We start from the raw sequence: 20,049 nt of genomic DNA, 5'->3' as shown, positions 1-20,049 counted from the left end.
CAGGCGCTGAAAACTCATGCCAGGCACTGCAAAAAACTCAGCGGCTGCTCACGAAAGGCCAGGTAATGCCGCAACACCTGCACCGGTGCTTCGGTATGCGGGTAATGGCCAATGCCCTGCAGTTGCACGGTATCGGGCTCCGGCACCAGTTGCCGGTAACGCTCGACCATGCGCGCACCGGAAACCGGGTCGACCACGCCGTTGATGAAGCGCAAGGGCACCCCGTCACGTTGCAACGCGCCCACCCAACGCTCGCGGTGCAGGGTGCGCTCCGGCCAGTAGCCGGCCAGCTTGTGCAAAATGCGCGTGCCGCGGTTGGCGGCGATCAGGCTCCAGCAATCGTCCAGTGCGCTTTCACTGGGGTGGGTGCAGGGGCCATAAACCTGGGTCACGTTGCGCACCAGGTCGTCACGCCCGAACGAGCGCCCTACCAACCAGCCCAGGCGGCTGAGCAGCAGCTTCTGGATCAGCAGCATGCGGCAGCTCTCGGGGAACAGCCCACTGTTGAGAAACACGCAGCTGGCGATGTTCGCGCGCTGTTCGTGGTGCCGCGCCAGCAGCTCTTGGGCCACGCTGCCGCCATAGTCATGGGCCATCAGGTGCACAGGCTGGTTGACCTTGAGGTGGGCGAGCAACGCTTGCTGAAGGTCGGCCTGTTCCATCAGGCTGTATGCGTGATTGACCGGTTTGGCGGAGTCGCCAAAGCCCAGCATGTCGCAGGCGATCAGCCGAAAACGCTGGGCCAGCGGCGCCCACAGGTAGTGCCAGTCCCAACTGGCAGTGGGGAAGCCATGTAACAGAAGCAGGGGCTCTCCTTGCCCTGCGGTCCAGTAGCGGATGCTCTGGCCCCGGAAGGTAAAACTCTGTCCCCGGGTACGCCAGACGCACAATGGAATCTCGGCCAAAGGCATCAGATCGGTCCCGGTGGAGTTGTGTTGACGGAATAGGGCAAGGCTGCGCTCATTGCATGTCACCTCGGCACTTACATGTGCTCTCTATGTCGAGGCAGAGTCTAGCCAGCCGCCCATGGGCTGAAACTTGCGTTGCCAGCCAGCTTGATGACCTTGCGAGTCAGTGGCACGAACGGTCAGAGGAGCATGGCCAGCAGCGGTGCGGCGAACAGGTTCAGCAGCCCGGTCAGGACCATGACCAAGCCGGCCACGGAGCCTTCTTCGCGGCCCACTTCCTGGGCCCTGCTAACCCCAGCACCATGCGCCCCGACCCCGAACAACGCACCCCGGGCCAAAGGTGTGCGCAAGGGCAACCAACGCAGCAGCACCCCGCCGAACATCGCGCCCAGTACCCCGGTGAACATCACGAATACCGCGGTCAGTTCCGGCACGCCGCCGAGGTCATGGGCCAGCGGCATGGCGAACGGCGTGGTGATCGAGCGCGGCACCAGCGACAGGCTGATCGCATTGTCCAGCGCCAACAGGTGAGCCAGCCCCCAGGAGCTGGCGATCGAAGCGGTGCTGCCGGCCAGCATACCCATCAGCAATGCCGGCCAGTGGCGCGCCAACATAGCCCGCTGCTGCCAGATGGGCACCGCGAATGCCACGGTCACCGGGCCCAGCACGCCCATCAGCCAATGCGTGTTGCGCGCGTACTCGGCATAAGCGGTGTGCAACGGCACGGCCACCGCCAGCAGCAGCGCAGGGACCAGGATCAGCGGCGACAGCAGGTAGCGCCCGCTGCGCCGGTACAGCCAGCGGCTGCCCAGGTAGGCCAGCAGGGTCAGCGCCAGCCAGAACAGCGGCATAGGTTCAAGGCTCATGGCGCAGCCTCCAGCGGCACACCAGTTCGACGGTGAGCGCAGTCACCACCATGACCATCAGCGTGCTCACGGCAATCACCAGCAGGATGCGCCAGCCTTCCTCGCGCACCAGGGTGCCGTAATCGAGCAGGCTCATCAGCGCAGGAATGAAGAACAGCAGCATTTCCGCCATCAGCCAGCCGGCGCCCAGCTGCAACGTGGCCGACTTGACCACACCGCTGGCGAACAACAGCAGAAGCAGCGCCAGCCCCATCACGCCACCGGGGATGGGCCAGCCGATCCACACAGCCAGCTGGCCACCGAGCAGGAACAGGGCAAACAGAAACGCTAGCTCGACGAGCAGGCGCAGGGCTTTTTTCACTAACGCGGGTTTCATGGGGGTACTTCCTCGACAGGCCCTCATTTTAAGATTTGCCTGCCTAGGCCAGAAGCGAATTGTTAGACTGATCAGCATTCCAAAACGGAATTGCGACCATGGAATTCAAACAACTGCGCAGCTTCATCGAAGTGGTGCACCGCGGGGGCTTTACCCAAGCGGCGCAGACCCTGCACATCAGCCAGTCGGCGGTAAGCAAGCAAGTGGCTCAGCTGGAGCAAGATGTAGGCCAGCCACTGCTTGAGCGGCAGGCTTCGCAGCTGCACCTGACCGCCGCCGGGCGCATCGTGCTAGAGCGCGGCGAAGCGTTGTTGCGCCAGCGCCAGGCATTGCTCAGCGAACTGGATGACCTCGGCCAGATGGCACGCGGCGAATTGCGCCTGGGCTTGCCGATACTGGGCAGTGACGCCTTATTCGCCGGCCTGTTCGCTGAATACCGGCGACGCTACCCCAACATCTCGATTCAATTGCTCGAAGGCGGCAGCCGCAGCGTCGAGCAGGCGGTGCGCAGCGGCGAGCTGGAGCTCGGTGGCAGCCTGACGCCCAGTGACGAAGCGTTCGCGTTCCAGCCGTTCTGCAACGAGCCACTCGATGCCCTGCTGCCGGCCGGGCATGCGCTGGCTGGGGAGGCTGGCGTGCATTTGCGGCAACTGGCCGATACGCCTTTTCTGCTGTATCAGCGCAGCTTCGTGCTTAATGACCGGCTGCTCAAGGCCTGCCAACAGCAGGGTTTTACCCCCAAAGAAGGCGGGCGCAGTGGCCAGGCGGACTTCCTGGTGGCGTTGGTGGCAGCCGGCCAAGGCGTGGTGTTGCTGCCCCGTGTGGTGGCAAAGGCGCTGGAGCGCCCTGGGGTGGTGCGCTTGCCACTGCAGTCGCCGAAGGACCTGCGTTGGGATATCGCATTCATCTGGCGGCGGGGGGCGTACCTGTCACGAGCGGCGCAGGCGTGGCTAGCGTTATTGCGTGAGCGTGAGGTGCAGCGCTGAAGCGGTAGGAGCGGCCTTGCGCCGCTCCCACAGGCGTCAGGCCTTCAGTGCCTGGGCAAATTCTGCCAACCACGGTTCGGCATCGGCTTCCGGGGTCACCGTTTCGCTGGCATCCAGGCGCAGCATCGGCAGCACTTCACGTAGCCCCAACTCAGCGAACAACTCACGCATCTGCTCGCCGCCGCCGCAATAGGTATCGCCATAACTGGCGTCGCCCAACGCAATCACCGCGCCCGGCAGGCCACGCCAGGCGGCGGGCAAGGTGTCGCGAAGGGTGCTGTACAGCGGCATGAGGTTGTCCGGCAGCTCGCCCATGCCGGTGGTCGAAGTCACCGCCAGAAAAGCCTGCGGTGCAAAACCTTCAAGGTCCTGCAGGGTGGCACGTACAGCATGCCAGGCCTCAAAACCTGCGGCCTTGAGCAACGATTCGGCATGACGGGCGACTTCTTCGGCGGTGCCGTACACCGACCCGGAAATAATGGCGACTTTCATCGGGAAGAGGATTCCGAAACTGAGTGAAAACGTAGGATACTAGCATTCAACGCTGGCAAAAGGCCGCCTCTACCTAAGTACCAGCCCCCCCCTGCCTCTTCGCCCAATGGCCCGAACATGATCAACGCGCAACTGCTGCAATCCATGGTCGATGCGTCCAACGACGGGATCGTGGTCGCTGAACAGGAAGGCGAAGACACCATCCTGATCTACGTGAACGCTGCCTTCGAACGCCTGACCGGCTACACCCGTGACGACATTCTTTATCAGGATTGCCGCTTCCTGCAGGGCAGCGACCGCGACCAGCTAGGCCGTGCGCGCATTCGCAAAGCCCTGGCCGAAGGCCGGCCATGCCGAGAGGTGCTGCGCAACTACCGCAAAGACGGCAGCGCGTTCTGGAACGAGTTGTCGATCACGCCGGTGAAGAGCGACGCCGACCAACGCACCTACTTTATCGGTATCCAGAAGGACGTCAGCCGCCAGGTCGAGCTGGAGCGCGAACTGGCCGAAATGTGCGCGCGTCCGAAAAACGACCTACGCTCCTGAACCAAACGCGCTACGCACGGTCAATCCCGTTGAAGAAATCGCCACCTCCGAGTTCGATCATGCAAGCAGATGCGCTCCTGACCCAGGACGAGCTGGATTTCATACAGAACATGCAGCATTCGCCACAGCTGAACCTGGCTGACTCGATGTCCAACCTGCTGGTCAATGGCGACCGTCGGATCCAGACCTTGCTCACCCGTTTGGTGGCCAACGAGCAGGTCACCTTGCAGGCGCAGTTCAACAACCAGCAGATCAGCTTTCCGCTGCAACTGGTGGAAGACGAGTTCCATGCCCTGCACCTGCAACTGGGCTCACCGGAAATCTACGAAGACGGCCCGATGCTACGCCCATGGCGCTTGTCCATGGACCAGCCAAGCGCGTTGCTGGATACACACGATCAGCCGAGCGGCCTGTGGGTTCGCGAAATTTCGTTCAAGGGCGCGCTGGTCGAGATCCGCGACCTGGCGCAAGCACCTGCACGTTTCGAGTTGCATTTCGCACCGGCCGGCATTGCCCCCATCGAGCTGCACGGGGTGCTGCGCCGACGCATTGGCCCTGACCTTGCGGCCTACGATTTAAGCCGCAGCCCGGTCGAAGAAATCGAGCGCCTGCGCGGCTACATCCTGCAAGCCCATCGTCAGGCGCACCCAGAGCTGCACAGTCAGGTGTCGAGCTGACCGGCCAGAAACTGCCGCAACCGCTGACGCATCACGCTGCTCTCTGCCCCCAGGCAGGCCACCGGGCTGCCTGCCAGGCTGTCCTGGGCCAACTCGGCCACTTCACCGGCAAGCAATAACGGGCATTCAAGGCCAACCACCAAGCGCTCGAGGCGTTTGCTCAATTCCACGGTCGGCGCCTGGTTGGAGAACAACACCAAGGCATCAGGCTTGAGTCGCTCGCAGATCAACGTCAGCTCCTGCATCGGTTGCCCAGGCGCCAACACGCTCACCCCCACCTCGTCACTGCCCAGCAACAAGGCGGTTACCAGCAGCTCCAATTCGTGACACGGCCCCGGCAATGGCGCCAGCAACACCGTGCGGCTGCGGGCCATGCGCGCCAGTTGAATACGCACGAACACTCGCCCGCGCAAGAAATGATCCAGAAACAGCCATGCGCTGGCCTGCCCAAACGCCCGCGGACCGTAACCACCCTGGCCTGCTGCCAGGTCATGCCACACCGGCATGAAGATGTCGCCGAACACTTGATCCAGGGTATGGCCAGCGAACACCTGATCGAACAAACGGTGAAGGCTCGCGCTGTCGAAGCGCTGCACCGCCTCCAGAATCTGCTGCTGCCAGGCCAGGCGCACGTCCATCAAGTCGCTGCTTTGCTGCACCTGCGCCTGGCTCCGCACCAGGATGCTACCCACCTTGCTCACCGCCACGCCGCGCTCCAGCCAACCCAGGATGCTGCGGATATCGTCGATATCAGCCTGGGAATACAGACGATGGCCACTGTCGGTGCGGGTTGGCTGAATGAGGCCGTAGCGACGCTCCCAGGCGCGCAAGGTGACCGGGTTCACGCCTGTCAGTCGGGAGACTTCCCGAATCGGGAACAGCTCCTGGTGTTCCAGGCCCGCATCGACTGCCGAGCTACGTCCCTGTTTGTTCATCTGCACTTTGTACCCTGTGTGCCGAAGTTGAAGCTGCATATTACTACGACAGCATAGGCCGCCGGTTAACAACCGTTTGCCAGCCAACACTTGCCGAACACTGCAATATCGCGATAATTCGCGCCCGATTCTTGCATGCACGCTGGCGTCGCCCACCACCCCGGGCGACGCAGCCAAGGGGCCAGCTACCCGCCAGCCCCGTCGCCAGGAGATACACGATGTCTACCCCACCCGTCACCTTGATGGTGTCGCGCCGCGCCGCCCATGGCCGCTACCAGGACCTGCTGACCTGGCTCCATGAAGGCGAGCAACTGGCCACCGACTTCCCCGGCTACCTCGGCTCCGGCATCCTGGCACCACCCCGTGACAGCGATGAATTCCAGATCATCTTCCGCTTCAGCGACGAACCTACCCTGCACGCCTGGGAGCATTCCGCTTCGCGCAAGGCCTGGCTGCAACGCGGCAACGGGCTGTTCGAGCGCCCCAAAGAGGCGCGTGTCAGTGGTATCGATGACTGGTTTGGCACCCATACGGTGCAAAAACCGCCGCGCTGGAAGCAGGCCGTCGCCATCTGGCTGGCCTTTTTCCCCGTGTCGTTGCTGTTCAACCTGCTGTTCGGCCATTGGCTGGCAGGCCTCGACCTGATACCACGGGTGATGCTCAGTACCCTGGCCCTGACGCCGGTGATGGTCTACCTGTTCATCCCCCTCTCCACCCGCTTGCTGGCCGGCTGGCTGAACCCTGCCGCGCCCACCCCTGCAGCGCTGCGCAGCCGCTGAGGGCTGGTCTACAAGAGGGAAACAGTTCGGGTATGCTGGGCGGCAACGAAAGGACAGACAAGTTGACCGCCCCGAACATGAACAGCCCAATTCTCGTTACCGGAGCCAGCCAGCGCGTCGGGCTGGCCCTTGCCCTCGACCTGGCCCAAGCCGGCCATACTGTGATCAGTGCCAGCCGCAGCCTCCAGCCGCAGTCCGCACACCCCAACATCGTGCAGTTCCAGGCTGACCTGTGCCTGGCCGCCGACCGCCAGGCGCTTATCGACTACCTGCAAGGCAACTACGACGGCTTGCGCGCGATCATTCACAACGCATCGCTGTGGCTCGACGACGGCCTGGCCAACCTCGACACCATGTTCCGCCTGCACGTCGAAGCGCCCTACCACCTCAACCTGGCCCTGGGCGAGATGCTCGGCAAGGCCGGCAACGTGGGCAAAGCCGACATCATTCACATCTGCGACGAAACCTCTTCGCGGGGTAGCAAGAGCCACATCGGCTACGCCGCCACCAAAGCCGCGCTGCAGAACATGGTGCTGTCGTTCGCCGAAAAATATGCGCCCAAGGTGCACGTCAACGGTATCCTGCCTGGGCTGCTGATCCTCAAGGAAGGGGGCGATGAAGCCTACCGCCAGCAGACCTTGAAAAAGGCCCTGCTGGAATTCGAACCCGGCGCCGGCCCGCTGATCGAGACGGTCAAATACCTGCTCGAAAGCCAGTACAGTACCGGTAGCCAGGTGGTCATCAACGGTGGCCGCCACCTGAAGAATCGCATGACCTGAGAGAAGCCCATGACCCCGCAACAACAGCTCGAACTCGAAGCCGCCGCGTTCCGGCGCCTGGTCGAACACCTGCAGAAACGTACCGACGTGCAGAACATCGACCTGATGAACCTGTCCGGTTTCTGCCGTAACTGCCTGTCCAAGTGGTACAAGGCCGCGGCCGACGAGCGTCAGGTCGACCTGAGCCTGGATGACGCCCGCGAAGCGGTGTACGGCATGCCCTACGCCGAGTGGAAAGCCCAACACCAGAAAGAAGCCAGCGCCGAACAACAAGCGGCGTTCGAAAAAGGAAAACCTCGTGACTGATCTGAACACCCTGCGCGCCAGCCTGGCCAGCGGCGAACACGTCTTTGCCGACACCTTGGCCTTTATCGCCACCCACTACAGCTACCAGCCGCAGGCCTTCAACAACGGCGGTGTGGAAAACGCCGCTGGACAGAACGAAGGCTCGTGCAAGACCCTGGGCCTGGCCCTGCTGGAAGGTTTGAGCGATAAAGAGGCCCTGCTGGCCTTTGGTGAGCATTATCGCGATGTCGTGGCCACGCCAGAGGGCAGTGACCATGGCAATATCCGGGCGCTGATCGAGCATGGTTTGGCGGGTGTGAAATTTACCGCGCAGCCGCTTTCGCGCAAGGCTTGAGATTGCTGGGGCCGCTGTGCGGCCCTTTCGCAGGCAAGCCAGCTCCTACCGGGGCAGCACCGGCCTCAGGTATTGCGCAGGCCCTGTGAGGGCCAATCAGCTGATGATCTGCCCCGGCCTGTTCGGCAGCAACTCACCGCGCTGGAGCCACGCCAGCGCAATCGGCCACAAGCGCTCGCGGAAGCGGTCATGGAAAAACGCGAAATGGCCTATTTCCTCGACCGAGATATCCACAGGCGCAATGCGCAGGTGCTGACGCTCTGCCCCCTGCAAATACCCTAGCAATCGCTCTGTCGCCGCCACGGTGCCGAATGGGTCATCGGTGAGGCTGATCGCCAGCGTCGCCGCCCGGACGTGCGCAAACGGCACCCTCTCCAAGCTGCGCCCGCTTGGCCGGTGCTCGTAGCGTGGCGTACGGGTAGTCCAGTCGTGCACCACGCCCGCCGGGGTGTCTTCCATCCAGCCCAGGCGCTTGCCGGGGAAGTAGCCGAAGGCGTGGGTCAGCAAGGGCATCACCACATGCCATTTGCCGAACAGGCGCCAGCGCTGATCCGCCGCATAATCGCGCCAGTAGGCGAACTGCGCGCCCACCATCACTACCCGCCTGACCCGGCCAGCAGACGGCGCCAACCCCACTGCGCAACCGCCAAAGCTGTGCCCCACCACATCGATGGGCTGGCCGGGGAATGCCTGTTCAGCGTGCGTCAGCATGGCTTCGAAGTCCAACTGCCCCCAGTCGCTCCAGGACGCCTGAAAACCACGCAGTGTTGGCGGCCGAGATTCGCCGATGCCGCGGTAATCGTAGGTGAGCACATCGCAGCCCTGGGCGAACAGGTAGTCGGCAAAACGCGCGTAGTAGCGGCAACGCACCGAAGTGGCGGCGTTGATGATCACCAGCGGGCGCTGGGGATTGGCCTGGGCGTGGCGCCAGCAGAAGCCGCCGAGGCTGTAGCCGTCGGCTGCGGTGTGGCGAAAGGCGGTGGCGGGTTGGGTGAGGCTGCTCATGGCGCACATCCTGTTGTTGTGCGCCAACGCTAGCAAAAAAATCGGGGGCTGTGCCGGCCTCTTCGCGGGGCAAGCCCGCTCCCACAAGTCTCCACGGCTCTTTGGCTCAGTGGATATCCTGTGGGAGCGGGCTTGCCCCGCGAAGAGGCCGGTACAGCCCCCGACTTTTTTCAGCCTTGCTTACAGCTCGATGCAGTCGAACTGTACGTCGGTAGCCACGTCTTCGTCGTAGTTGACGTCAGCGCGCTCGAAGCCGAACAGGTTGAGGAACTGCTTCTTGTAACCGGCATAGTCGGTCAGCTCGAACAGGTTCTCGGTGGTGACTTGCGGCCACAGCGCCTTGCAGGCGGTCTGTACGTCGTCACGCAGTTCCCAGTCGTCCAGGCGCAGGCGGCCTTTCTCGTCGACCTCAGCCGCAGCGCCATCGGCGCGGTACAGGCGATCACGGTACATGCGGTCCAGTTGGTCCTGGGTACCTTCGTGCACGCCTTTCTCCTGCATGATCTTGAAGACCATCGACAGGTACAGCGGCATCACCGGAATAGCCGAGCTGGCCTGGGTGACCACCGACTTCAGCACGGCCACGTTGGCGCCGCCTTTGACTTCGCCGGCCAGTTTCTGGTCCAGGCGCAGTGCGGTTTCGTCCAGGTCCTGCTTGGCCTGGCCCAGCGCGCCGTGCCAGTAGATCGGCCAGGTGATGTCGCTGCCGATGTAGCTGAAGGCCACGGTGCGGGCGCCTTCGGCCAGCACGTCGGCACCGGCCAGGGCATCGATCCACAGCTGCCAGTCCTGGCCACCCATGACGGTGACGGTGTCAGCGATTTCCTGCTCGGTAGCCGGCTCGATGCTGGCCTCGATGATGGTGTCCTTGTTGGTGTCGATGGCGGTCGACTTGTACGGCTGGCCAATTGGCTTGAGCGCCGAACGGATCACTTCACCGGTCTGCGGCAGCTTGCGCACCGGGGACGCCAGGGAGTAGATGACCAGGTCGACCTTGCCGCCCATTTCGGTCTTGATCAGCTCGATGACCTTGGCACGGGCTTCATCGGAGAAGGCGTCACCGTTGATCGACTTGCTGTACAGGCCCTCGGCCTTGGCGAACTTGTCGAACGCGGCAGAGTTGTACCAGCCAGCGGTACCGGCCTTGGTCTCGGTACCTGGTTTTTCGAAGAACACGCCCAGGGTGTCGGCCTTGAAGCCGAACGCTGCGGTAATGCGCGCGGCCAGGCCGTAGCCGCTGGAAGCACCAATCACCAGGACCTTCTTCGGGCCATCCTCGCGCACGCCCAGCTTGCGGGTGGCTTCGATCTGGTCACGGACGTTGAGCTCGCAGCCCTTCGGGTGGGTCGTGGTGCAGATGAAACCGCGGACCTTAGGATGAATGATGGCCAATGTCTGTACCTCGTCAGGTTTATGCCAGGGAAGCGCCGCCACGGGCGATTCCGATTGATCAGAGGGTGAGACTACCCCCGCAGGTTATCGGACACATCTTACGGGGTGTTTGAGGGGATTCAAAACGGCGCTTGCTGCGTCAACTGGCCTTGCAACCACTGCAAAAACCGCTGCGCCAATGGATCATCCTGGCTGTCGCGGTGCACCAGGCAGGCCCACGCTGGCCCCCGCACCTGCTGTGGCGATAGCGCTTGCAAGCGCCCCTGCGCCACCGCCCGCCGGGCCAGCAGCTGGCTGACCAGCGCGATACCCAGCCCTTCGCTGGCGGCATCCAACAGCAACCCCGGGTCGGAGAAGTTAAGCCCCTTGCCCTGCTGCCCCACGTCTTCACCGCCCTCCAGTTGCCAATGGCTCCAGTCCATTTCCCGCTCACCGTGCAAAGTAGTGCGTGCCGTCGAAGACACCAGAGAAGGGTGGCAGGCCGGGTACAGCGTGTCCTGGTGCAATACGCTGAAACTGCATTCGGCCTGGGCGCTCAGATCGTCGCGGATGGCAAGGTCGATGGTCTCGGTCGCCATGTCTGGCACCTCGAAACTGGTGAACAGCCACAGGTCGACCTCCGGGCAGCGCTGATGGAAGTCGGCCAGCCGCGGCAGCAGCCAGTGCCGGGCAAAGGCCGGGCTGGTGTTGACCACCAACTGATTGGGCTTGCGGTACTGCTCGAGGCGACGGATGCCCACGGCCAGGTGCTGCAGCAGCGACTGGGTGGTACTGAGCAGATCGTGGCCGGCATCGGTCAGGCTCACGCTGCGCCCGCTGCGATGGAACAAGGGTTGTTCCAGGTAGGTTTCCAGGCTGCGGATTTGCTGGCTGATCGCCGACTGAGTGAGGTTGAGGGCCTCGGCAGCCTTGTGGAAGCTGCCAAGCCGCGCAGCGGCCTCGAAGCCCCTGAGGGCATTGAGGGGTGGCCAGTGTTTGAGCATGATCGATAAGCCTCGCTAATCAGATGTGCGCTAAATCTATCGTTTGTCGCTGAACGTTCCTAGCCATAGCATGGCAACCAACACCCGCGACGGCGGGCTTCGTTGATAAAAATCCTTAATAGATCGGAGTTCTCTATGGACCTGTCCCTCGACAGCGGCTGGCGCATGCCCGCCGAATGGGCCCGCCACGCAGCCACCTGGATGATCTGGCCGCACAACCAAGCGCTGTGGGAAAGCAGCTGGCACGTACGCCTGGCCGATGTGCAGCAGGATTACGCCCGTGTGGCCGCCGCCATCGCCCGCTTCGAACCGGTAAAAATGGTGGTCGACCCGTCTGCCGTTGAAAGCGCCCGTGCCCTGTGCGGCGCCAACATCGAGCTGATCGAGCTGACCGTCGACGACAGCTGGTGCCGTGACAGCGGCCCAAGCTTCATCTGCCATCCGCAGCACGGCCTGGCCGGCCTGAGCTGGCGCTTCAACGCCTGGGGCGGCAAGTCGCAACACGGCCGCGACCGCAGCCTGGGCCGGCGCATGCTCGATCACCTGGGGCTCGATGGCTTCAGCACTGCGCTGTGCAATGAGGGCGGTGCTATTCATGTGGACGGCGAAGGCACCCTGATCACCACCGAATCGGTGCTGCTCAACCCCAACCGCAACCCCGGCATCAGCAAGGCCGAATTCGAAGCCTGCTTTGCCCGCTACCTGGGCATTCGCAAAACCATCTGGCTGCCTGGCGACCCGCAGTACGTCACCGGTGACATGACCGACGGGCATGTCGACGGCGTGTGCGCCTTCGCTCGCCCCGGCGTGCTGCTGGTCGACGCCACCCATGAGCAAAGCTCGGTGTATGCCGAAGTGGCGCGGGAAAACCGCCGCGCCCTGGCGCTTGCCACCGACGCGCAAGGCCGGCCTTTCGAGCTGCTCGACCTTTACGAAGCCAGCGCTGCGCTCGACCAGGACGCTGAAGTGTTCTGCGCGTCCTACACCAATTTCTACATTGCCAACGGCGCAATCATCATGCCGGCCTACGGCATCCCTGCCGACCAGGAGGCTGCCGCGCAACTGGCCGTTGCCTTCCCCGGCCGCGAGATCGTACCGGTACGCATCGACCACATCGCCCACGGCGGTGGCGGCATCCACTGCATCACCCAGCAGCAACCCGAGGTGCGACCATGAGCCTGCTGCGCATTGCCACCACCCAGATGCCATGCACCTGGGACCTGCCCGCCAACCTCGACCGCGCCGAACAGCTGGTGCGCCAGGCCGCTGCCAAAGGCGCCCAGGTGATTCTGCTGCAAGAGCTGTTCGCCACCCCGTACTTCTGCATCGAGCAGGACCACCGGCACCTGGCATTGGCCCAGCCCTACCCCGACAGCCCGATCCTGCAGCGCTTCGCCGCGCTGGCCAGAGAGCTGGGCGTGGTGTTGCCATTGAGTTGGTACGAACGGGCCGGCAATGCCTTTTTCAACGCGCTGACCGTGGCCGATGCCGACGGCCGCCTGCTCGGGGTCTACCGCAAGACGCATATCCCCAATGCCATCGGCTATCAGGAGAAAGAGTACTTCAGCCCTGGCGATACCGGTTTCAAGGTTTGGGATACGGCGTTCGGCCGGCTGGGCATCGGCATCTGCTGGGACCAGTGGTTCCCCGAAACGGCCCGCTGCCTGGCCCTGCTGGGCGCCGAAGTGCTGCTGTTCCCCACCGCCATCGGCTCCGAGCCCGGCGCCGCGGAGCTGGACTCACGCGATCATTGGCAAATCGCCATGCGCGGGCATGCTGCCGCCAACCTGCTGCCGGTGGTCGCGGCCAACCGCGTGGGCCGCGAAGTGGCCGGCAGCGATGACACCCTGGCGATGCAGTTTTATGGCTCATCGTTTATCTGCGACCACAAAGGCGCATTGCTCGCCGAAGCCGACCGCGACAGCAGCGGTATCTGGCTGCACGACCTGGACCTTGGGCGCATGCGCGAAGACCGCCTGACCTGGGGCATCTACCGCGACCGCCGCCCGGACATGTACGCGCCGTTGCTGACCCTGGACGGCCACCACCCCCCTGTTACGAGGGCCTGAACATGAAGCTGCTACCGCTGGCTGCACTTGCCCTGGCGCTCTGCGCCAGCCACGCCCAGGCTGAACAACCGACCCTGCGCCTGTACAACTGGGCCGATTATTTTGCCGAGGACACCCTCAAGCAATTCACCGCCGAAACGGGCATCCAGGTGATCTACGACGTCATGGACGGCAGCGAGGTGCTCGAAGCCAAGCTGATGTCCGGGCGCAGCGGTTATGACCTGGTGTTCCCCGGCGACACCGTGGCCGAGCGGCTGATGCGCGCCGGCAGCCTGCAGCCGCTCGACCCCAGCCGCCTCGAGGCCCTGGATGACATCGAGCCCGGCCTGCGCATGCTGCATGCCCGCTACCCCAAGGCCAGCCAGGCGACAGTGCCCTACACCTGGGGCACCATCGGCCTGACGGTGAATGCCGACAAGGTCCGCCAGCGCCTGCCGAACGCGCCGCTGGACGACCTCGACCTGTTGCTGAAACCGGAGCTGGCGGCCAAGTTCGCCGACTGCGGCATCTCGATCATCGACTCGCCAGACGAAGTGCTTGCCGTGGTCCTCAACTACCTGGGCCGGGAGCCGCGCAGCGCCAAACGCGAAGACCTGGCTGCCGCCAGCGAGCTGCTCAAGGCCATCCGCCCCTATGTGCGCAAGTTCCAGTCGCAACCGGTGACCGAGCTGGTCAACGAAAACCTGTGCGTGTCTCTGGGCTACAGCGGCGATGTGATCCAAGCCCAGCGCACGGCCGAGGCTGCGGGCAAGGCGATCGACTTCCAATACCGCGTGCCGCGCCAAGGCACCACGGTGTGGATGGATACCATGGCCATCCCCGCCGATGCCAAACACCCGGAATACGCCTATCGTTTCATCAACTTCGTCATGCGCCCGGCAAACATGGCGGCCATCAGCAACTTCACCGGCTACCCCACGGCCAGTGCCAAGGCGCGCCAGGCCGTCGAGCCACGCATGCGCGACAACCCCGACATCTACCTCGACGAAGCCACCTATGCCCGGCTGATACCCGGCCGGGACATTCCCCAGGCCGACATGCGTGCGCGCATGCGGGTGTGGACACGCTTCAAGACTGCACAGGACTGAACCATGCCACGTGGTGCCATGCCAAACCGTAGAACCTTCCTGCAACTGTCGCTGGCCGCAGGGCTGGGGGCCAGCCTCGGCCTGCCGCTGGGCCTGGCCCGCGCCGAGGCGCCGGAGCGCTGGTTCATGCCTGATGAGGGCGAGCCGCAGCAACGCGCCTTTATCGCCTTCGGCGCCCAGCCGGCGATCTGGGAAGACTTCACTACCGACGTCCAGGCCGCTCTGGGCCGCATCGCCCAGGCCATTACACGCTACCAGCCGCTGACGGTGTTTTGCCGCCCCAGCGAACTGGCGCTGGCCAAGCAACACTGCGCCAGCCCCAACACCCAATTCGTGACCTGCGAGCTGGATGACATCTGGATGCGCGACATCGGCGCCAACTTCGTTGTCGACGATGACGGTGCTTTGGCCGCGGTCGATTTCAACTTCAACGGCTGGGGCAACAAGCAGCGCCACCGCAACGATGCCCTGCTGGCCAAACGCGTCGCCACGCTAGCCAAGGCCCACTACCAGCGCAGTGAACTGGTGGGTGAAGGTGGCGCCATCGAGGTCGATGGCCATGGCACCGGGATCATGACCGAAAGCAGCTGGGTAAACGCCAACCGCAACCCCGGCTGGAGCAAAGCCGAGGTGGAAGCCGAGCTCAAGGCGCGCCTGGGGTTGAGCACGATCATCTGGTTGCCGGGTATCGCCGGTGAGGACATCACCGATGGCCATGTGGATTTTTATGCGCGCTTCGTACGGCCAGGCGTGGTGATCGCCAACCTCGACAACGACCCTGAATCTTACGACCATGCCGTGACCCGCAAGCACCTGGAGATTCTCAAACAGGCCACTGATGCCGAGGGCCGCCGACTGCAAGTCCACGTGGTCTCACCGCCGATGCGCGGCCGGCGCAACAGGTTCAGCAAGGGCAACCCGGACTTTGCGGCAGGCTATATCAACTACTTCGTCATCAACGGCGCGGTCATTGCGCCGCAGTTCGGTGATGCCCAGGCCGACGAGAAAGCGCGGGCGCTGCTGGCGTCGCTCTACCCGGACCGGGACATTGTGCAGTTGGACATCGATGCCATCGCGGCAGGGGGTGGCGGCATCCATTGCGTGACCCACCAGTGCCCGGCGGTGTAAGTGCTCGCGCAGCGCCAAGCACTCACTGATCGTCCGGCAATCGACGCCTGCCGGTCAGCATCGACAAGGGCAGGTTCTCGCGCAGGCGCAGGCTCTCGACGATCGCCGCCAGCACGTGCACGCAGACTAATGCCAGCACCGCGTCGGCCAGGAAGCTGTGCAGGGTCATCGGCCAGTCGGCGCCCCACAGGGCGTCGACCTCCTGCGACGCCCACCCGGTCAGGCCCAGGCCCGCGATCCCGGTCAGCATCAACAGCATCACCAGGGCGCCAATCGGCGAATGCCCCAGGCGATGGTAAGGCTGCCCACGTACCAGCGCCCGGGTGTGGGCGGCCAGGCGCGCCGGGGTCGGCCAAAAGTCGGCCCAACGCGCGCTTTGCGGGCCGACAAAGCCCCAGACCAGGCGCAACAACACGCACGCCAGCCCGTAGTAGCCCAGCCACTGGTGCCAGTCGTCGCCCTCTTCATTGAAAAAATAATCCGCGAAAAACACCGTGGCCAACGACAGGTGGCACAGCCGCAGGAGGGGGTCCCACAGCTGCACCGTGGCATCAGCCTTCAATCTTCGTACTCGGTCTTGACTGCCTTGCCGCTGACCGGGTCATGGTAGATCTCGACCTTACGGCCATCCTTGTCGAAACCGTAGATTTCGTAGCACTTGCCTTTGGTGACCTGGAACTTATTGATCTTGTAGCCCTGTTCCTTGAGCTGGGCCTGGAATTTTTCCGGGTCTTGCCACGTGCTTTTATCTGCTGTGGTGCATTGGGTCGCGGCGAATGCTGTGCTGCTGCCGATCAGGAGGGTGAGAGCGATCAGGATGCGCATGGACATGAGCTCCGTTACGTTGAGTGAAACAGCACGACATCCAGCTTAGACCCGGGGCCAGCGGCTTGCATAAGTGCAAGCGTGCCCGCGTCATTCATTTGTTTTCCAGATCAATCCAAAAGAAAAACAAACTTAACAAATCAACCAAACCCACCGATGCTGACGGCATCCTGCCCTCGCGGCGCCCACCCTTGCACGGAGAACAACAACATGAACGACGTGGTCATCGTCGCCGCCACCCGTACCGCCATCGGCAGCTTCCAGGGCGCCTTGGCAACAGTGCCCGCCGTCGACCTCGGCGCCGCCGTGATCAAGCGCCTGCTGGAACAGACACAACTGGACCCAGCCCAGGTCGACGAGGTCATCCTCGGCCAGGTGCTTACCGCCGGCGCTGGCCAGAACCCGGCCCGCCAGGCCGCGATCAAGGCCGGCCTGCCCTTCAGCGTGCCCGCGCTGACGCTCAACAAGGTCTGCGGGTCGGGCCTCAAGGCCCTGCACTTGGCGGCCCAGGCCATCCGCTGCGGCGACGCCGAGGTGGTGATTGCCGGCGGCCAGGAAAACATGAGCCTGGCCCCCTACGTCATGCCTTCGGCGCGCACGGGCCAGCGCATGGGCCACGGCCAGCTGATCGACAGCATGATTACCGACGGCCTGTGGGATGCCTTCAACGACTACCACATGGGCATTACCGCCGAGAACCTTGTGGATAAGTACGGCCTCAGCCGCGAGCAGCAAGACGCCTTCGCCGCCGAGTCCCAGCGCAAGGCCGTGGCCGCGATTGAGGCGGGCCGTTTTAAGGACGAGATCACCCCCATCGTGATGCCGCAGAAAAAGGGTGAGCCCAAGGTCTTCGAACGCGACGAACAGCCGCGCGCGGACACCACTGCCGAATCGCTGAGCAAGCTGCGCGCAGCCTTCAAAAAGGACGGCAGCGTCACGGCTGGCAATGCTTCCAGCCTCAATGACGGCGCCGCCGCCGTGCTGCTGATGAGCGCCACCAAGGCCAAGGCCCTGGGCCTGCCGGTGCTGGCTAAGATCGCGGCCTATGCCAGTGCTGGCGTAGACCCGGCGATCATGGGCATTGGCCCGGTTTCGGCCACCCAGCGCTGCCTGGACAAAGCAGGCTGGCAGCTGGCGGACCTGGACCTGATCGAAGCCAACGAGGCCTTTGCCGCGCAGGCACTGGCGGTGGGCAAGGCGCTGGAATGGGATGCGGCACGGGTGAACGTGAATGGTGGAGCGATTGCGCTGGGCCACCCGATTGGGGCATCGGGGTGCCGGGTGCTGGTGACCTTGCTGCACGAGATGATCAAGCGTGATGCGAAGAAAGGGCTGGCCACGTTGTGCATTGGCGGTGGCCAGGGGGTGGCGTTGGCGATCGAGCGCTGATCAGTCATTGATGCCGGCAGGCCCGGCCCCTTCGCGGGGCAAGCCCGCTCCCACAGGTTAAGCACAGCTCTCAAGCTTTGTGCTTTACCTGTGGGAGCGGGCTTGCCCCGCGAAGAGGCCGGGCCTGCTTACTCAGAACCGCTCATCGGCAATGGCCGGCAAGGTCAACTCGCGCACATAACTTGCCGCTGACAGCTCTAACATCGTCCGCACCATCAGCACCACATCGTGCAGCGGAATCAACCCGCCCTCCCCCCGCGCCGCAGCGTCGGCAACTGGCACATTCAGGCCATCCTCGGTGTTCAGGTAGCCCAGATTCAGGCACGTCACACCCAGGCGCTGTTCGCGATACCCCTCACGCAAAGCCTCGGCAATCCCGCGCAGGGCGAACTTGGACGCAGCAAACGTCACTTCAGGGCGCCCGCTCTGCGGCAGGCCTGAAGTGGAACCGGTAAGGATGATCCGTGGTTTCTCGCTTTCCAGCAGCATCGGCAGCAAGCGCTTGATCAGCAGGACAGTGGCCGTGATGTTGCAGTCGACCATGCGTTGCAGCTCTGGGTCGTGATCGTCCAGGAAGCTGTAGTGTTCTGAAAACGCCTCGGCCTCCCACAGCCCGAGGTTGTAGATGAGGGTATCCACGCCTCCCTCGGCCAGCGCCTGGGCAACGGCCTCGACGGCGGCAGCCGGCTGACCGAGGTCGGCCGCAATCCACTGCACCTCGCCCCCCTTGCCGACCACCACCCCTTCGGGGCGCGAGCGGGACACACCTATCAGCGTATCGCCCGGCTTGCCCAGCCCTTCCATGAAGGCCTTGCCCAGCCCCTTGCTGGCGCCGACTACCAGAACTCTCATCGCATCACTCCCTGTCGAGTACGTTTCGAGCCGGCATTATAAGCACCTCATCACACGGCAAGGAGGCGTTAGGCAGCCGCCACGTCAAAAGCCTCTGGCGCTTTGACGGCGTTGGCCAGCACGGCCACTTGCTGGCACTTCTGCACGGCCAGGCCCACCGAGCTGTGCAGCAGCGAGCAAGACGGCGCGACCCACAGGCGGTCACCCAGGCGTTCGGCGGCGTGCTGCAGGACGGTAACGGCTTTTTCCAGGTCGCCGGCCGTGTCGTCATAGCCGTTGACCAAGCCCAGCGACAGGACCTTGTAGGCGGGCAGGCGGTCGAGGATGGTGGGGTATTGGTCTGGGGCACGCACCAGGTCGATGTGCAGGCCATCGACTGGCAGGTTGGCCGCCAGGCCGAGGTTTTCTTCCAGGCCACCGAAGTAGGTGGTGATCAGTTTCTTCAGCGGTGCGCGCTGCAGAATGTTGTAGACGCGCTCGTAGGCGTTTTTCCAGTCCTGCGGCAGGTCGAGCACCAGGATCGGCTCGTCGATCTGTACCCACTCGACGCCCTGCGCGGCCAGGCGATTGAAGATTTCGTCGTACAGCGGCAGCAGCCGATCGACCAGTTCCAGCTTGTCGAAGTCGGCGCCTTGGGTGGTGCCCAGCCACAGGTAGGTCAGCGGGCCGATCACCACGGGCTTGACCGCGTGGCCCAGGGCCTTGGCTTCTGCAACCTCTTCGAACAGCTGCTCCCAGCTCAGGGCGAACTGCTGGTCGGCGCTGAACTCAGGTGCCAGGTAGTGAGCGTGGGTGTCGAACCACTGGGTCATTTCCTGGCCACGTGCCATGGCGAACAGGGTTTGCAGGGTTGGCTTGGCACCGTCGTGGCTGCGCAAACGCTCGGGCACAACGCCGAAGGTCAACGAGTGGGTGAGCACCTGGTCGCACCAAGCGAAGTCGCCCACGGGCAGCAGGTCGATACCTGCGTCTTTCTGTTCCTGCCAGTGGGTGGCACGCAGATCACGGCCTACCGCGCGCAGCCCGGCTTCGTCGAGCTCACCGTTGCAGAAGGCTTCCTGGGCGTTTTTCAGTTCGCGATCGTGGCCGATGCGCGCCAAACCCAGGTTGTGTGCCAGTGCCATGTGTTGCCCCTCTGAACGCAAAAGTGAATGCGGGAATTTTCGGGGCAACCGAGCCTTGAGACAAACTCATTTAATTTAAGATGAAATCAAGATTTCCTCATGTTTATGCGAGGTCTGTAGGAGCAGCCTTGTGCTGCGAAGAGGCCCTTACGGCTAATACATCTCTACCCGGCATACGGGCCTCTTCGCAGCGCAAGGCTGCTCCTACAC

At 63.6% G+C, this 20,049-nt stretch carries 23 protein-coding genes and 1 pseudogene; 12 read left to right on the top strand and 12 right to left on the bottom strand.

The window, feature by feature from the left end:
• Positions 1-14: 14 nt before the first annotated feature.
• The 3 genes from QOS90_RS26760 to QOS90_RS26750 form a co-directional block, all read right to left on the bottom strand.
• Entirely contained in the window at positions 15-911 is an 897-nt protein-coding gene (locus QOS90_RS26760) for an alpha/beta fold hydrolase (RefSeq protein ID WP_085273947.1), read from the bottom strand.
• Positions 912-1,087: 176 nt separating this feature from the next.
• Positions 1,088-1,774, bottom strand: coding sequence for an LrgB family protein (locus QOS90_RS26755; protein WP_027595258.1), 687 nt, complete (start codon positions 1,772-1,774; stop codon positions 1,088-1,090).
• Positions 1,764-2,150 carry a CidA/LrgA family protein gene (locus QOS90_RS26750; protein WP_085273946.1) on the bottom strand — a complete coding sequence of 129 codons (387 nt, stop codon included), beginning with the start codon at positions 2,148-2,150 and terminating at the stop codon, positions 1,764-1,766. The genes QOS90_RS26755 and QOS90_RS26750 overlap by 11 nt, the downstream gene beginning before the upstream one ends.
• 98 nt (positions 2,151-2,248) lie before the next feature.
• On the opposite strand from QOS90_RS26750, the gene QOS90_RS26745 reads away from it, so the two are divergent.
• Positions 2,249-3,136, top strand: a complete 888-nt coding sequence (locus tag QOS90_RS26745) for a LysR family transcriptional regulator (RefSeq protein WP_027595256.1) — start codon at positions 2,249-2,251, stop codon at positions 3,134-3,136.
• A gap of 36 nt (positions 3,137-3,172) precedes the next feature.
• On the opposite strand, the gene QOS90_RS26740 is transcribed toward QOS90_RS26745, so the two are convergent.
• The gene (locus tag QOS90_RS26740) at positions 3,173-3,628 is read right to left on the bottom strand and encodes a flavodoxin (RefSeq protein WP_085273945.1); all 456 of its coding nucleotides are present in this window, start codon (positions 3,626-3,628) and stop codon (positions 3,173-3,175) included.
• Positions 3,629-3,745: 117 nt separating this feature from the next.
• Between QOS90_RS26740 and QOS90_RS26735 the strand changes: the two genes are divergently transcribed.
• Both QOS90_RS26735 and QOS90_RS26730 read left to right on the top strand, forming a co-directional pair.
• Positions 3,746-4,174, top strand: coding sequence for a PAS domain S-box protein (locus QOS90_RS26735; protein WP_027595254.1), 429 nt, complete (start codon positions 3,746-3,748; stop codon positions 4,172-4,174).
• A gap of 59 nt (positions 4,175-4,233) precedes the next feature.
• Positions 4,234-4,851 (top strand): hypothetical protein, encoded by a 618-nt coding sequence (locus tag QOS90_RS26730; RefSeq protein WP_085273944.1) that lies wholly within the window; start codon positions 4,234-4,236, stop codon positions 4,849-4,851.
• On the opposite strand, the gene QOS90_RS26725 is transcribed toward QOS90_RS26730, so the two are convergent.
• Positions 4,836-5,786, bottom strand: a complete 951-nt coding sequence (locus tag QOS90_RS26725; RefSeq protein ID WP_085273943.1) for a MerR family transcriptional regulator — start codon at positions 5,784-5,786, stop codon at positions 4,836-4,838. The genes QOS90_RS26730 and QOS90_RS26725 overlap by 16 nt on opposite strands.
• Before the next feature lie 218 nt (positions 5,787-6,004).
• Between QOS90_RS26725 and QOS90_RS26720 the strand changes: the two genes are divergently transcribed.
• Genes QOS90_RS26720 through QOS90_RS26705 form a run of 4 tightly spaced genes read left to right on the top strand, consistent with a single transcriptional unit; the run spans position 6,005 to position 7,984 of the window.
• The gene (locus QOS90_RS26720) at positions 6,005-6,565 is read left to right on the top strand and encodes a putative antibiotic biosynthesis monooxygenase (RefSeq protein WP_085273942.1); all 561 of its coding nucleotides are present in this window, start codon (positions 6,005-6,007) and stop codon (positions 6,563-6,565) included.
• Positions 6,566-6,597: 32 nt separating this feature from the next.
• Positions 6,598-7,344, top strand: a complete 747-nt coding sequence (gene folM, locus QOS90_RS26715) for a dihydromonapterin reductase (protein WP_027595250.1) — start codon at positions 6,598-6,600, stop codon at positions 7,342-7,344.
• A 9-nt stretch (positions 7,345-7,353) separates the two neighbouring features.
• Complete coding sequence (locus tag QOS90_RS26710) at positions 7,354-7,650, top strand: DUF1244 domain-containing protein (protein ID WP_027595249.1); 297 nt, start codon at positions 7,354-7,356, stop codon at positions 7,648-7,650.
• Positions 7,643-7,984: a HopJ type III effector protein gene (locus QOS90_RS26705; RefSeq protein WP_085273941.1), complete on the top strand. Its 342-nt coding sequence runs from the start codon at positions 7,643-7,645 to the stop codon at positions 7,982-7,984. Before QOS90_RS26710 ends, QOS90_RS26705 begins: the two co-directional genes overlap by 8 nt.
• Before the next feature lie 96 nt (positions 7,985-8,080).
• On the opposite strand, the gene QOS90_RS26700 is transcribed toward QOS90_RS26705, so the two are convergent.
• The 3 genes from QOS90_RS26700 to QOS90_RS26690 form a co-directional block, all read right to left on the bottom strand.
• A complete protein-coding gene (locus QOS90_RS26700; protein ID WP_027595247.1) occupies positions 8,081-8,989 on the bottom strand; it encodes an alpha/beta hydrolase family protein in 909 nt (302 codons plus the stop codon).
• Positions 8,990-9,169: 180 nt separating this feature from the next.
• Positions 9,170-10,381, bottom strand: coding sequence for an enoyl-ACP reductase FabV (gene fabV / locus QOS90_RS26695; RefSeq protein ID WP_085273940.1), 1,212 nt, complete (start codon positions 10,379-10,381; stop codon positions 9,170-9,172).
• A 119-nt stretch (positions 10,382-10,500) separates the two neighbouring features.
• Positions 10,501-11,364, bottom strand: a complete 864-nt coding sequence (locus tag QOS90_RS26690; RefSeq protein ID WP_027595245.1) for a LysR substrate-binding domain-containing protein — start codon at positions 11,362-11,364, stop codon at positions 10,501-10,503.
• A 135-nt stretch (positions 11,365-11,499) separates the two neighbouring features.
• On the opposite strand from QOS90_RS26690, the gene QOS90_RS26685 reads away from it, so the two are divergent.
• The 4 genes from QOS90_RS26685 to QOS90_RS26670 are packed head-to-tail and all read left to right on the top strand — an operon-like array spanning position 11,500 to position 15,649.
• Positions 11,500-12,540: an agmatine deiminase family protein gene (locus QOS90_RS26685; protein ID WP_085273939.1), complete on the top strand. Its 1,041-nt coding sequence runs from the start codon at positions 11,500-11,502 to the stop codon at positions 12,538-12,540.
• Positions 12,537-13,433 (top strand): N-carbamoylputrescine amidase, encoded by an 897-nt coding sequence (aguB, locus tag QOS90_RS26680; protein WP_085273938.1) that lies wholly within the window; start codon positions 12,537-12,539, stop codon positions 13,431-13,433. Before QOS90_RS26685 ends, aguB begins: the two co-directional genes overlap by 4 nt.
• A 2-nt stretch (positions 13,434-13,435) precedes the next feature.
• Positions 13,436-14,521: an extracellular solute-binding protein gene (locus tag QOS90_RS26675; protein ID WP_085273937.1), complete on the top strand. Its 1,086-nt coding sequence runs from the start codon at positions 13,436-13,438 to the stop codon at positions 14,519-14,521.
• Positions 14,522-14,539: 18 nt separating this feature from the next.
• Complete coding sequence (locus QOS90_RS26670) at positions 14,540-15,649, top strand: agmatine deiminase family protein (RefSeq protein ID WP_027595241.1); 1,110 nt, start codon at positions 14,540-14,542, stop codon at positions 15,647-15,649.
• Positions 15,650-15,671: 22 nt separating this feature from the next.
• Here the strand turns inward: QOS90_RS26670 and QOS90_RS26665 are convergent, their stop codons facing one another.
• Together QOS90_RS26665 and QOS90_RS26660 are read right to left on the bottom strand one after the other, a co-directional pair.
• On the bottom strand, positions 15,672-16,211 hold the full coding sequence (locus QOS90_RS26665; RefSeq protein ID WP_027595240.1) for a cytochrome b/b6 domain-containing protein: 540 nt from the start codon (positions 16,209-16,211) through the stop codon (positions 15,672-15,674).
• Positions 16,208-16,474, bottom strand: coding sequence for a PepSY domain-containing protein (locus tag QOS90_RS26660; RefSeq protein ID WP_085273936.1), 267 nt, complete (start codon positions 16,472-16,474; stop codon positions 16,208-16,210). The genes QOS90_RS26665 and QOS90_RS26660 overlap by 4 nt, the downstream gene beginning before the upstream one ends.
• Before the next feature lie 210 nt (positions 16,475-16,684).
• On the opposite strand from QOS90_RS26660, the gene QOS90_RS26655 reads away from it, so the two are divergent.
• Positions 16,685-17,863, top strand: coding sequence for an acetyl-CoA C-acetyltransferase (locus QOS90_RS26655; protein WP_027595238.1), 1,179 nt, complete (start codon positions 16,685-16,687; stop codon positions 17,861-17,863).
• A gap of 132 nt (positions 17,864-17,995) precedes the next feature.
• On the opposite strand, the gene QOS90_RS26650 is transcribed toward QOS90_RS26655, so the two are convergent.
• Positions 17,996-18,715, bottom strand: a complete 720-nt coding sequence (locus tag QOS90_RS26650; RefSeq protein WP_085273935.1) for an SDR family NAD(P)-dependent oxidoreductase — start codon at positions 18,713-18,715, stop codon at positions 17,996-17,998.
• 71 nt (positions 18,716-18,786) lie between these two features.
• A pseudogene (locus QOS90_RS26645) lies at positions 18,787-19,839 on the bottom strand (5-methyltetrahydropteroyltriglutamate--homocysteine S-methyltransferase); the annotation flags it as partial.
• Positions 19,840-20,049 lie beyond the last annotated feature (210 nt).

This window comes from Pseudomonas sp. LAIL14HWK12:I10 (genome assembly GCF_900184205.1).
Lineage (GTDB): Bacteria > Pseudomonadota > Gammaproteobacteria > Pseudomonadales > Pseudomonadaceae > Aquipseudomonas > Aquipseudomonas kermanshahensis.
Note: the sequence above shows the minus strand (reverse complement) of the source record. Positions and strands in the feature narration are given on the sequence as shown.